Annotated in this window: 7 protein-coding genes; 3 read left to right on the forward strand and 4 right to left on the reverse strand. The window is 73.0% G+C overall.

Features of this window, described 5'->3' with window-relative positions; translation table 11 throughout:
- Positions 1–578: 578 nt before the first annotated feature.
- Entirely contained in the window at positions 579–1,136 is a 558-nt protein-coding gene (locus tag IE140_RS10255; RefSeq protein ID WP_032783785.1) for a MarR family winged helix-turn-helix transcriptional regulator, read from the reverse strand.
- 132 nt (positions 1,137–1,268) lie between these two features.
- On the opposite strand from IE140_RS10255, the gene IE140_RS10260 reads away from it, so the two are divergent.
- Positions 1,269–2,615 carry an MFS transporter gene (locus IE140_RS10260; protein ID WP_093441624.1) on the forward strand — a complete coding sequence of 449 codons (1,347 nt, stop codon included), beginning with the start codon at positions 1,269–1,271 and terminating at the stop codon, positions 2,613–2,615.
- Positions 2,616–2,653: 38 nt separating this feature from the next.
- On the opposite strand, the gene IE140_RS10265 is transcribed toward IE140_RS10260, so the two are convergent.
- Together IE140_RS10265 and IE140_RS10270 are read right to left on the reverse strand one after the other, a co-directional pair.
- Positions 2,654–4,318, reverse strand: coding sequence for an ATP-binding SpoIIE family protein phosphatase (locus IE140_RS10265; protein WP_093441627.1), 1,665 nt, complete (start codon positions 4,316–4,318; stop codon positions 2,654–2,656).
- Between the two features lie 288 nt (positions 4,319–4,606).
- Positions 4,607–6,079 (reverse strand): NAD(P)/FAD-dependent oxidoreductase, encoded by a 1,473-nt coding sequence (locus IE140_RS10270; RefSeq protein ID WP_229826741.1) that lies wholly within the window; start codon positions 6,077–6,079, stop codon positions 4,607–4,609.
- A 433-nt stretch (positions 6,080–6,512) separates the two neighbouring features.
- On the opposite strand from IE140_RS10270, the gene IE140_RS10275 reads away from it, so the two are divergent.
- The gene (locus tag IE140_RS10275; RefSeq protein WP_229826742.1) at positions 6,513–7,349 is read left to right on the forward strand and encodes a TetR/AcrR family transcriptional regulator; all 837 of its coding nucleotides are present in this window, start codon (positions 6,513–6,515) and stop codon (positions 7,347–7,349) included.
- 367 nt (positions 7,350–7,716) lie between these two features.
- A complete protein-coding gene (locus IE140_RS10280; RefSeq protein ID WP_150197065.1) occupies positions 7,717–9,714 on the forward strand; it encodes a sigma-70 family RNA polymerase sigma factor in 1,998 nt (665 codons plus the stop codon).
- A 39-nt stretch (positions 9,715–9,753) separates the two neighbouring features.
- On the opposite strand, the gene IE140_RS10285 is transcribed toward IE140_RS10280, so the two are convergent.
- Complete coding sequence (locus IE140_RS10285; RefSeq protein ID WP_189460314.1) at positions 9,754–11,856, reverse strand: asparagine synthase-related protein; 2,103 nt, start codon at positions 11,854–11,856, stop codon at positions 9,754–9,756.
- Positions 11,857–12,393 lie beyond the last annotated feature (537 nt).

A 12,393-nucleotide genomic window follows, 5' to 3' on the forward strand; every position in this document is an offset into this window, starting at 1 on the left:
CAAAACGGCCGGAGACGGGGTATCAACATATCTGGCGTTGACTTTTGGCACGCTGTTGAGTTCTCAAGGAACGGACGCTTCCTTCGGTCCCGTATCACCGGGGCCCTCCGGGCGCTTCCCTTCGTTTCACTTCTTTGTCTTGCTGTCTTGCGTTTCCGACTCTATCAGACTCTTTCGTGTCCGATTCCCGGTCGAAGCGGGCCGTGCAGTTTCGCTTTCCAGGTTCTTCGCTTTCGCGCTTCTCCCTTTCCGGCGAGTCCGACTCTATCAGATCCTTTCGGGCCTGATTCCCAGTCAGCGGGGTTTGTCCTCCCGGCCGTTGGGCCGTTCCGACGCTCAAACTCTAGCGGATTCTCCCGGCGGCTCATAATCGGGCCCTCGTCGTGAATTCCGGCATGCCGAAATCATCCCGAGTGGGAGATCGTGCTGAAGTTTGGTTGCCGCGTTCACGGCGGGATCGGCTGCCGCAGAACCGTTAGGCTCCGTGACAACTCGGAGAACTTTACGGATCCACCAGGGGTGTGTCAACCCTTCCCCGGTGGCCTCCCTGGTGGCCTCCGGGGAGGCCACCAGGGTCTTCAGTCCAGGTCCGTGAGCCGGCCGCCGGCGTCCGGCTGGGCGTGCTCGACCCGGCGCAGGAGGCGGACCAGGAGCTCTCCGAGGACGCCCCGCTCGTCGCCGGTCAGGTCCTGGAGCAGGTCCTCCTCGAAGTCGCTCGCCATGCGCATCGCCTCGAGCCACTTCGTACGGCCCTCGTCGGTCAGCTCGACGATGACGCGGACCCGGTTGTTTTCGTCGCGGTCGCGGGTGACGAGGCCTTCGCCGGCCATCCGGTCGATGCGGTGGGTCATGGCCGCCGGGGTGAGGCCGAGGCGCTTCGCCAGTTCGCCGGGGCCCAGCCGGTAGGGGGCTCCCGAAAGAACCAGGGTCTTCAGGACCTCCCACTCGGCGTTGCTGATGCCGAGCGCGGCGACCTGCCTCCCGTACGCGACGTTCATCCTGCGGTTCAGGCGGCCCAGTGCGGAGACGACCTGCTCGACCTGGGGATCGAGGTCGCGGAACTCGCGCTGGTAGGCGGCGATCTGTTCGTCGAGGCTCGGCTCGCTGGGGCCGGGCTCCTCGGTGCTCTCAGACATGGCGGGCAGTATGGCACGCCCTCACCACCCTTGAAGTCCTTCAGGCTGAAGTTTTCACCTTCTAAGTTTAGTGCTAAAGTCTTCGAGTCTGATTCCTTCAAGATCTTGAGGTAGGTGAGTGTGACCAGGGAGATGGGCGCAGCGCTGCGGCGGATCCAGCTGGGCAGCGCGCTGAGCGCGTTCGGGCTCGGGTTCACCGTTCCGTATCTGTACGTCTACGTGGCGCAGGTACGGGATCTGGGCGCCGGGACGGCGGGAGTCGTCCTGGCGGTCTTCGCGATGGCAGCGCTGGCCGTTCTGCCTTTCACCGGACGGGCCATCGACCGGCGGGGCCCGTTGCCCGTGCTGGTGGTGGCCTCCGCGCTGGCCTCCGTGGGCGCCGCGGCCCTCGGGTTCGCGAGCAGTGTTCCGGCCGCCGTGCTGGCCGCCGCGGTCCTGGGTGCGGGCACCGCCGTCATGCAGCCGGCTCTCGCCACGATGCTCGTGTGGTGTTCCAGCACCGCGACCCGTACGCGCGCCTTCGCCATGCAGTTCTTCCTGCAGAACCTGGGGCTCGGCCTCGGCGGACTCGTCGGCGGGCAGCTCGTGGACGTGGACCGTCCGGCGAGCTTCACGATGCTCTTCCTGATCGAGGCCGCGATGTTCGTGGTGCTCGGTGCCGTCGTCACCACGGTGCGGATGCCTCGTACGGCTTCCCTCGGCGGGGCCAGGCCCTCGGGCGACGCCGCTGCCAAGGGCGGCGGGCTGCGGGCGCTGCTCTCGCACCGGGCCATGGTGCAGCTCTGTGTGCTGGGTTTCGTGCTGTTCTTCGCCTGCTACGGGCAGTTCGAGTCCGGGCTCGCCGCGTACGGCACGGAGGCCGCCGGGATCGAGCCCTCGACCCTCGGCTTCGCGCTGGCCGCCAACACCGCGGTCATCGTCGTCGCACAGTTCGTCGTGCTGCGGCTCGTGGAGCGGCGGCGGCGCAGCCGGGTCATCGCCGCGGTCGGTCTGATCTGGGCGTTCGCCTGGATCGTGGCGGGGTATGCGGGGCTGGGCCACGGCAGCCAGGCCATGGCGACGGCCGCGTTCATCTCGACGTACGCGCTGTTCGGGCTGGGTGAGGCGATGCTGTCGCCGACCGTCGCCCCGCTGGTCGCCGATCTGGCGCCGGAGTCGATGGTCGGGCAGTACAACTCGGCGTTCGCCCTGTGCAAGCAGCTCGCGCTCGCGGTCGGTCCGGCCGTCGGCGGCCCGATGGGGGCTTCGCTGCACGGCCCGTACATCGTGACGTTCGTGCTGTTCTCGCTGGGCATCACGGTGCTCGCGCTGCGGCTGGGGCGCCGGCTCACCCCCGTACAGGATCAGCCGTCGCTGGCAGCCGTTCCCTCGCGGGTGGTGGCGGTGTCACTGCCCGAGGGTGCGGACGGGGCGGTGCCCGTCGGGAACACCGCAGCCGCTCCCGCCTCGGCTTCCCCTTCCGCCTCCGCCGGTCATTGACCGAGCCCGACCCAGCACGTCCGCCCTGCCGCCCTGTTTCACTGCGGCAGGGCGAACTCGCACCAGACCGCCTTGCCGCCGCCCGGCGTGCGACGGCTGCCCCACGAGGTGGCGATCGAGGCGATGATCGAGATCCCGCGTCCCGCCTCGTCGGCCGGTTCGGCCTGGCGGCGGCGCGGGAGGTGGTCGTCGCCGTCGGTGACCTCGATGATCAGCCGCCGGTCCGTACGGCGCAGTCCCAGGCGCATCGGCGGCGTGCCGTGCTGGAGGGAGTTCGCGACGAGCTCACTGGTGGCGAGGACGCCGAGGTCGCGGAGTTCCACGGGGAAGCGCCAGGAGGTCAGGACTCCGGTGGCGAAGGCGCGGGCGCGGGGGGCGGCCTCGATGCCGCCGAGGAGATCGAGCGCGGCGTTGTGGAACAGCTCCGCGTTCGCCCCCGTACGAGCGGGGTGCTGGACGACCAGGACCGCCACGTCGTCGTCGTGCTCGGCGGTGACGCCGAGGGAGCGGATCAGCCGGTCGCAGACCACCTGGGGTGATCCCTTGGCGCCCTCGAGGGCCCGGGCCAGGGAGGCGACGCCCTCGTCGATGTCCTCGCTGCGCCGTTCGACCAGGCCGTCCGTATAGAGGACCGCGGTCGAGCCGGGCGGCAGCGCGATGGTGCCCGAGGTGTGGACCCAGCCGCCGGTGCCGAGCGGGGGTCCGGTGGGGTCGGCGGCGCGCTGGACGGTGCCGTCCTCGTCGCGGACGAGGATCGGGAGGTGTCCGGCGGAGGCGTAGACGAGCTGCCCCTCGTTCGGATCGTGGACGGCGTAGACGCAGGTCGCGATCTGGCTGGCGTCGATCTCCGCGGCGAGGACGTCCAGCAGCTGGATCACCTCGTGCGGCGGGAGGTCGAGGCGGGCGTAGGCGCGGACGGCGGTGCGGAGCTGGCCCATGACGGCGGCGGCCCGGACCCCGCGGCCCATCACGTCGCCGATGACGAGGGCGGTGCGGCCCGCGCCGAGGGTGATGACGTCGTACCAGTCGCCGCCGACCGCGGCGTCGGTGCCGCCGGGCTGGTAGGTGGCGGCGATGCGGAGGTCGTCGGGATGTTCCAGCTCCTGCGGCAGCAGGGAGCGCTGGAGGGTGACGGCCGTTTCGCGGTGGCGGCGCTCGCTGGTGCGCAGGCGTTCGGCGGCTTCGGCGTGGTCGGTGACGTCGGCGGCGTAGACGAGGACGCCGTCCTCTCCGGCGATCGGGGTGCAGGTCACCGTGTAGGAGCCGCCCTCGGTGGTTCTGCGGGACTTGACCGTGCGGGGGGTGCCGCTGCGCAGGACCTGGTCGAGGAGTGGGAGGACGCTGAGCCGGTCGAGCTCGGGCATGGCCTCGGCGGCGGGGGCGCCGGTCGGGCGGGGGCCGAACGCGGCTTCGTACGCGTCGTTGACGTATGCGACGCGGTGGTCCGGGCCGTGGAGCAGGGCGACAGGGGCGGGCAGCCGGCCGAGGATCTCGCGGGCGGAGAGGTCGTCGAGGGCGGGCCCGGGGAGGCCCTCCGCCGCATCGGTGCCGGAAGGCTCCGGGGCGGCGTCGTCCGGCTGGGCGGGCGTGCCCTCCGGACGGGCGTACTCGGCTCGGGCGGCCGGCACGGAACTGCGGTCGTCCCGCGCGGCGGCTCGGCGCTGCGTTCCGGGGAGGCGGGCGCTCCAACGCGTGAAGTTCACGGTATTTCTGGCCTCGTGTGTCGGTCTGGTCCGCTCGGGCGGGCTGCTTCTTCTGCCGTTTCCTCGGCCGTGTTCGGGGCTCCGGCGGCCGTACCCCCGGGAAGGCGCAGCCGGGCCTCGTCGTGCTGTTGGTGCGTCGCTGCTGGTCACTGATGGTCACTGCCGACCGGGTCACTCTGTGCAGGTGTGGGCCCACCTATGGTCACACGTCCAGTGTGACCGACCGTACTGACAGTCGCCGCCGGGCCGCTCGGTGAACGGCCGTCAGCCGGCTCTCCGGCCCCACCGTCAGCTGTCGGCCCGGCCGTCCCCCGGCGGTTCTCCGGCGTCCTTCGGCGGTTCCCCGGGGCCCTTCGGGCGGCTGGGGCCGGGCAGTCCGGGGGTGCCGGAACCGCCGCCTCCCGCCGCGAGTTCGAATTCGGCGCGGGGGTGCTCCAGCGAGCCGAGGGAGACGATCTCGCGTTTGAAGAGTCCGGACAGGGTCCATTCGGCAAGGACGCGTGCCTTCCGGTTGAACGTCGGTACCCGGCTGAGGTGGTACGTACGGTGCATCAGCCAGGCGGGGTAGCCCTTGAGCTTGCGGCCGTAGACGTGGGCGACGCCCTTGTGCAGGCCGAGGGAGGCGACCGAACCGGCGTACGCGTGGCGGTACTCCGTGAGCGGCCTGCCGTCGACGGAGGCGAGGACGTTGTCGGCGAGGACCTTCGCCTGGCGCACGGCGTGCTGGGCGTTGGGGGCGGTCTCGCGGCCGGGTTCGGAGGCGGTCAGGTCGGGTACGGCCGCGGCGTCGCCGGCGGCCCAGGCGTGCGGCATGTCCTCGACGCCGAGGGTGGCGGTGCAGCGGAGCCGGCCGCGTTCGGTGAGGGGCAGGTCGGTGGCGGCCAGCAGAGGGGCCGGTTTGACGCCCGCGGTCCAGACGAGGGTGCGGGTGGGGAAGCGGGAGCCGTCGCTGAGGACGGCGACGCGGTCCTCGCAGGTGTCGAGGCGGGTCTCCAGGCGGACGTCGATGTTCCGGCTCCGGAGCTCGCCGATGGCGTAGGTGCCCATGGCCTCGCCGACCTCGGGGAGGATGCGCCCGGATGCCTCGACGAGGATCCATTTCAGGTCGGCCGGCTTGATGTTGTGGTAGTACCGCGCCGTGTAGCGGGCCATGTCCTCCAGTTCGGCCAGCGCCTCGACGCCCGCGTAGCCGCCGCCGACGAACACGAAGGTGAGAGCGGCGTCGCGGATCGCGGGGTCGCGGGTGGCGGAGGCGATGTCCATCTGTTCGATGACGTGGTTGCGCAGCCCGATGGCTTCCTCGACGGTCTTGAAACCGATGCCGAAGTCGGCGAGACCGGGGATCGGCAGGGTGCGCGAGACGGACCCGGGGGCGATGACGATCTCGTCGTACCCGATCTCCAGGGCTCCGGTGCCGTCCTCACCGGTGGCGAGGGTGGTGACGGTCGCGGTCCGTTTGGCGTGGTCGACGCGCTGGGCCTCGCCGATGACGATCGTGCAGTCCTTGAGGACCCGGCGCAGCGGCACGACGACATGGCGGGGCGAGATCGAGCCGGCCGCCGCTTCGGGGAGGAAGGGCTGGTACGTCATGTAGGGCTCGGGCGTGACGACCACGATCTCGGCGTCGCCGCTCTTCAGTCTCTGCTTCAACTTCCGCTGGAGACGCAGCGCTGTGTACATCCCGACGTAGCCGCCGCCGACGACGAGAACGCGCACACCTGGCCGGGTGCCGGGGGTCGTCCCCCGGGAATCTGGAGCCATCACCACCCCATGACGCAACGGAGTCAGTGGTTTGTCCACAGGCCCGGCAAATTGTGTGACCGGAGGACCGGCAACGGCGCTCGGGGCCCTTCGGCGGCGGGAAGCGACAGCCGTGCAGGTCAGGCGGTACGTGTGGGGTGAACGGAGGGGCTATGTTCCGGTGCCGATCGGATCGTGGTCCGATCGGGGGGCGTCCCATGCGGAACAACCCCCTTCTGAATTGACGCGGGCTCAACTATGTTCGTAACCCGTCGGGGTGTCGGGTGCGGATTTCGTATGGCTCCGCTCCCCGGCTGAAACGGCGGGAAGTCTCCGGGGGGAGACGTCATAACCGGGGGAAGTTATGCATATTCAGGATACTCATGGCCAGACTGCGCTCTCGCGCGCTTCCGAGGACACAGGACGCCTCGGCTCCGTGGGTGCGCTGGGCGTCATGAACTCGGCCGATGCTGTTCGTTCCGCGGCCGCGGTGAGTGCGGCGACGCTGAGTTCGGCCGCTGCCGGACAGGCCCCGAACGGGGCGACGACGACCGGAACGGCGACGACGGGGACCGCGGGCGCGCCGCGCTCGGCTCCCCTGCGGGTCGACGCGCAGCGCAATCTGGAGCATGTGCTGCGGGCGGCCCGCGAGGTGTTCGGGGAGCTGGGTTACGGCGCTCCGATGGAGGATGTGGCCCGTCGCGCACGCGTCGGCGTGGGCACCGTCTACCGGCGGTTCCCCAGCAAGGACGTGCTGGTGCGCCGGATAGCCGAGGAGGAGACCGCCCGGCTGACCGAGCAGGCGCGGACGGCGCTGGGGCAGGAGGAGAAGCCCTGGGCGGCGCTCTCCCGCTTCCTGCGGACGTCGGTGGCGTCGGGCGCGGGCCGGCTGCTGCCGCCCCAGGTGCTGCGGGTCGGGGTCGACGGTGAGGAGCAGCCCGGTGTTCCGGCGGCTACGCCGGAGTCGGTGGACGAGACCCGGGTTCCGCAGCAGCGGCAGGGGGTGGGTCAGGAGGAGTTCCAGGGCACCGGCCGCCGCCCCGCCGGAGGCGGTGACGGGCTGGACGGCCTCGACGAGGAGACCGGCGCGGTGGAGCTGCTGGAGGTCGTGGGGCGGCTGGTGGACCGGGCGCGGGACTCCGGTGAGCTGCGCCGGGATGTGACGGTGGCCGATGTGCTGCTGGTCATCGCCACGGCGGCTCCTTCGCTGCCGGACGCCGCTCAGCAGGCCGCGGCTTCGGCCCGGCTGCTGGACATCCTGCTGGAGGGGCTGCGGTCGCGGCCGGCGTGACCGCCGGGGCCGGCGGCCCCCGCTCGTCACGGCCCGGCCGGGGCTCGTCCGGCCGGGGCTCGTCCGGCCGGGGCCTCGTCCGACCGGTGGTCGGTGGGAGCGGTGGTCGGTGGGAGCGGTGGTCGGGTACGACCGGTGGTCGGTGCGAGCTGAGGCTCGTGCGGCCCGCTGATCACCCCGGTCCGCTCGTCCGTATCGCTCGGACGCGTCAACGGGGGGTCATTCCCCGAAAGAGGGAGCTCTAGTACTCACATTCGGGATAACGCCCCGGATGAGTGGTTGGCGGGACTGAGAGGCCAACACGATTGAGCCATGTGGCAGTCTTGGCCGGTATTCGGGTCCGAGGGTGTATACGGGGGCTTCCGCGATGAGCGGTAACGAGCAGCAGGAAGAGCCGCTCGGCGAGATCGCTGCGGCCGACAGGGACACGAAGGCGGACGGACTGTCCGCCGCGCAGGTGCCGGTCCAGGCCGTGCGCGGCCCGTCGGGCGGCGCGGCCGAGGGCGGCACCGTCCTGCCCGGCCCGTGGCCCCCCGTCGCCGAGGAGGACGCGTCCGGCGAGGAGGCCGGTACGGGCACCGGCCCGCACGCGGTTCCGCAGCAGCGCGCCGGCCGCAGCGGGGCTCCCGAGGCCGGCCCCTCCGACGCCCGGCTGATCGAGGACATGCGGGCGGGCGACGACCAGGCCTACGAGGAGCTGTTCCGGCGGCATTCGGGCGCCGTGCTCCGCTACGCCCGCAGCTGCTGCCGGGACGCGCACACCGCCGACGACCTGACGGCCGAGGTGTTCGCCCGCACGCTCCAGGCCGTACGGGGCGGAAAGGGGCCGACGGAAGCGGTCCGGGCCTATCTGATGACCGCCGTCCGCCATGTCGCCGCCGCCTGGACCAAGAGCGCCAAGCGGGAGCATCTGGTCGACGACTTCGCGGTGTTCGCCGCGCAGGCGACCCGTTCCGCCGAGATCTCCGACGACGACACCCTCGAACTCGGCGCCGACGTCCTCGCGATGCACGAGGCCGAGCAGTCGATGGCGATGCAGGCGTTCCGGAGCCTCCCGGAGCGCTGGCAGGCGGTCCTGTGGCACACGACGGTGGAGGAGGAGTCGCCGAGCGAGATCGCCCCGCTGTTCGGCCTCACCGCCAACGCCACCGCCGTGCTGGCCAGCCGTGCCCGCGAGGGGCTCAAGCAGGCGTATCTCCAGGCCCACGTCAGCCAGGCGCTCACCACCGGCGGAGACTGCGCGCAGTACGCCGACCGGCTCGGCGCCCATGCCCGGGGCGGGCTGCGGACCCGGGCCGAACGCGGGCTGCGCAAGCATCTCGACGAGTGTGCCAAGTGCCGGGTGGCCGCGGGCGAGCTGGACCATGTGAACGCGGGGATTCCGGCGCTGCTGCCCGTCGCGGTCATCGGCTGGTTCGCCGCCGGGTTCTCGCTCAAGGCCGCGGGTGTCGTGGCCGGCGGTGCGGCCGGGGCCGCCGGGGCGGGTGCCGCCGCCGCGGCCACCGGGTCCGGTTCCACCGGCGGGGCCGCCGGGGGTGCGGCGGCATCCGAAGGGCTCGGCGCGCCCGCCAAGGCGGGGATCGCCGCCGCCGTGGCGGTGGCCGCCGCGGCCGGTCTGGTCTGGGCACTCGTCGGCGACGACCAGCCGAAGCCGGAGCCCAAGCCAGTCGCGAAGCCCCCGGCCGTGGCGCCCGCGGTGCCGGCGCCGGAGCCTCCGCCGCCGTCCCCGAAACCTGCTCCGAAGCCGCCGGCCGCACCCGCGCCCCCGGCGCCGTCCCCGTCCGAGCCGGCGCCGAAGCCGACGCCCACGCCGAGCCCCACGCCCTCGCCCGAGCCGCCGCCGAAGCCCGCGCCCCCGGCGCCGAGCCCGCCGCCGTCCCCGAAGCCGACGCCGAAACCGCCCGAGCCCGCACCGCCGCCGCCCGCCCCGGAGGTGTACCAGGTCAGCGAGTTGGCGTATTCCGTGTTCGGCGACCACACCGAGCCGGAAGTGGCGATGGGCCGGAGCAGTTGGATCTGGCAGCGGTCGAACGTGTCGATCGCCTCCACCCGTTACGCACACGGGGTGACCGTGCACTCCCGCTCCTCGGTGACCATCGAGCTGAACCGGCCGTGCACGCGTTACGAGGCCATGGTCGGGGTGGACGACATGACGCTCGGGCTCGGCGCGGTGCGGTTCTCCGTGTTCAACGGGGACGGGGTCCGGCTGTGGCGCTCCCCGGTGATGGAGGGCGGCGAGCCCGCCGTCCCGGTGAGCGTGGGCATCGCGGGCCAGTCCTCGATCCGCCTCGTGGTGGAGCCGGAGGGGCCGATGGGCGGGGTGGCCCTGGCCGACTGGGCGGAGTCCCGGATCAGCTGCGCCTGAGCCGTACGCGCGCCGCACCTCCTCGACGGCGGATTCCGGTCAGGGCTGGAGTGTGCGCCGGGCGGGGATCACTCCGCCCGCGACCGCGCGCTGGCGCGGGGCCGCCGTGCCCGTCCAGCAGGTGCCGCGGCGGGTCACCAGGCGGCGCAGCCACAGTTCGGTGGAGGCCAGGTCCGCCAGGCCGTCCAGGGGCAGCGGTTCGCCCTCGGACGCGGCTCGCAGGGCCTTGCGGACCACCCGGGCCTCGACCAGGCCCGCGTCCGCCAGCAGCGGGGCGTCGAACAGGGCCATCAGCTCGGGCAGCGCGGTGCGCAGGCCGGTCCGGGTGACGGCGGTGGAGGTGGCCTGGGAGGGCGTGCCCCAGCCGGGCGGCAGATCGTGGATGCCCGCCCCGCCGAGCACCCGGCGCAGGATCGCGGCCCGTGCGCCGGGCTGGACGCGCAGCGACTCGGGCAGGGCGCGGGCCGCCCGGACGACCTGGTTGTCGAGGAACGGGGCGTGCAGCCGCTGGCTGCGGATCTCGGCCGCCTGCTCCAGGATGCGGTGATCGGCGGCGGCGCGGGCGAGGGTGGCGCGGGCGCGGGCCTCGCCGGGGCGCTGCACGGAGGTGGGGCGGATCGCCGCCTCCTGGAGACGAACCGATACTTCGGCCAGTGCTTCCCCCGTCAGCCAGCGCGCCGCCGGCCCCGGGCGCGACCAGGCGAGGGCCGCGAGCGAGGCGTCGGCGGGGGTGGCGAGGTCGGGGGCGTGACGGTTGGCGTCGGGGAGGAGCCCGGCGGCGGACTCCAGGCCGGTGCGGTACGACGTACGGGCCAGGCGGCGCGCGGCGCGGTAGACCGTGAGCGGGACGAACAGCGAGTGCGCCGTGGGGCCTTCGGCCTTGGTGAGGGCGGCGACGGGGCGCAGGAGGTGGCGTCTGCGCCGGTCCATCAGGAGGTCGGCGAGGCGGGCCGGGTGGGCGTCCAGGACCTGCCGGGCCCCGGTCCCGACGAGGTGGTCGGCGCTGCCGGCGGAGAGCCGGCGGCGGTGGCGTTCGGCGAGGACGAGGGAGGGTGCCGGTTCGTCGGTGAGCGCGCCGGTCTCCAACGAGGCGTACGGCAGGGCCTCTTCGCCCGCCGCGACGACGACGTGGTGCAGGCGCGGGTTGGCGGCGATGGAGCGGGCCCGCTCCATCTCGTCCTCGTTGCCGCGGGTGGTGAGGTCGTTGAAGGTGACGGCGAGGAGCCGCTCCCCCGCGCCGGTGCCGTGGCCGAGGAGGGTGCCGGGCAGTCCGGGCAGTCCGGAGGCGAGCAGGGCGAGGGTGGCGGACGCGCTGCCTCCGGAGAGGTCGGCGCCGATGCCCGCGACGGGTCCGCCCCGGGCCGCGCGGCGGTCGGCGGGGCCCATGCCGGGGACGGGACCCGGGTCCGGCGGCATGCTCTCCGGCGCGTGGCGCGGGGCCGTGAGCCGGGCGCGTACGGCTTCGACGAGCGCGTCCCGTACCCCCTCCACCGCGTGCACCGGGTCGGCCTGGGGTGCGGCGACGGCGAGCGAGGCGACGGCCTCGTACCCGGTGATCTCCCGCGAGCCCTCGCGGAGGATCAGCGCGTGGCCCGGCGGGACCCGCCGCACGCCCTCGTACGGCGTGCCGTCTCCGAGGGCCTCGGGGGTCTCCGGGCAGGCGAGCAGGGCGGCGAGGTGCCCGATGTCGAGCTGGGCCTCGATGAGGTCGGCGAGCGGCAGGGCGGCGGTGGCGTAGGCGGTGCCGCCGGCCCAGGGGGTGTGGAAGACGGGCCGGGCTCCGGCGAGGTCGCCCGCGACGGTGATGCGGCGGCCGATCTGGACGACGGCGGTGTAACTGCCGGGCCAGGCCGTGAGATGGCGCATCGCGCCGCCGCGTGCGGCGAGCAGCCCGACGCGCAGCTGTTCGTCGGTGGCGCCGCAGCAGCCGAGGACCGCGAGGCGGGCGGTGGGGGCGCCTTCGGGGGTCGCGACGCCGATGACGCGGATCTCGTCGGGGCGCCAGTCGCCGACCGCCCACAGCGGATCCGGGTCGCCCCACAGGAGTTGGGAGCCCACGGGGTGAACCGTGCGCCCCTCTCCGCCGTTTCCGACGGTGCCGAAGCTCGCGGCGATACTGCTCCATCCCACCAACCAACGCATCGCCGCCTCCACAGGCTGTGGACAAACGGCGCACGAGATGAGCGAAAACGCCGCTGCGGGACATGCTGCCACGACAACGCCGCAGGAGAGGGTGTACGGGCAGCGCACGCCGGAAGAGCATGCGCCCCTGGCAAAGGCCCGACGCGGTCTTCACCGCGGCGACAGCAACGGAACTGCCGGTTCCGGGAGTTGTCGAGGCCGGGCCGTGCGGTCACCGCGCCGCCCCGGCCCGCTCCCCGAGGCAGGGGAGGGGCCGGCGCCGCCCGGAAACAGCGGCGATATCCGGCCATAGTCGGACCGTTGGCCAGACCCTGACCGGACCGTCGCTATTCGGCCATTCTCTCGAAGTGTCGCCCTGCGCGCATACCGCGCCGCGCCCCCCTGGCGACTCCTCCACGCACAGTCCGGGAGGTGGGCCTCACCTCCCGGACCGGTCCGCCGCCCGCGGGGAATGGAGCGGCGGTTTCCCCCAGCCCACTGAGTCCAGTGCAGCGGGCCGACCCACGCAGGACTCAGCCAAGCGCCACGCGACGGGAC

It is taken from the genome of Streptomyces parvus (assembly GCF_014648875.1).
GTDB lineage: Bacteria > Actinomycetota > Actinomycetes > Streptomycetales > Streptomycetaceae > Streptomyces > Streptomyces parvus.

Bases quoted from the DNA above. Each gene is read 5' to 3' on its own strand.
- IE140_RS10255 (WP_032783785.1), bottom strand. From the start codon at position 1,136: ATGTCTGAGAGCACCGAGGAGCCCGGCCCCAGCGAGCCGAGCCTCGAC.
- IE140_RS10275 (WP_229826742.1), top strand. From the start codon at position 6,513: ATGAACTCGGCCGATGCTGTTCGTTCCGCGGCCGCGGTGAGTGCGGCG.
- IE140_RS10285 (WP_189460314.1), bottom strand. From the start codon at position 11,856: ATGCGTTGGTTGGTGGGATGGAGCAGTATCGCCGCGAGCTTCGGCACC.
- IE140_RS10260 (WP_093441624.1), top strand. From the start codon at position 1,269: ATGGGCGCAGCGCTGCGGCGGATCCAGCTGGGCAGCGCGCTGAGCGCG.
- IE140_RS10280 (WP_150197065.1), top strand. From the start codon at position 7,717: ATGAGCGGTAACGAGCAGCAGGAAGAGCCGCTCGGCGAGATCGCTGCG.
- IE140_RS10270 (WP_229826741.1), bottom strand. From the start codon at position 6,079: ATGGCTCCAGATTCCCGGGGGACGACCCCCGGCACCCGGCCAGGTGTG.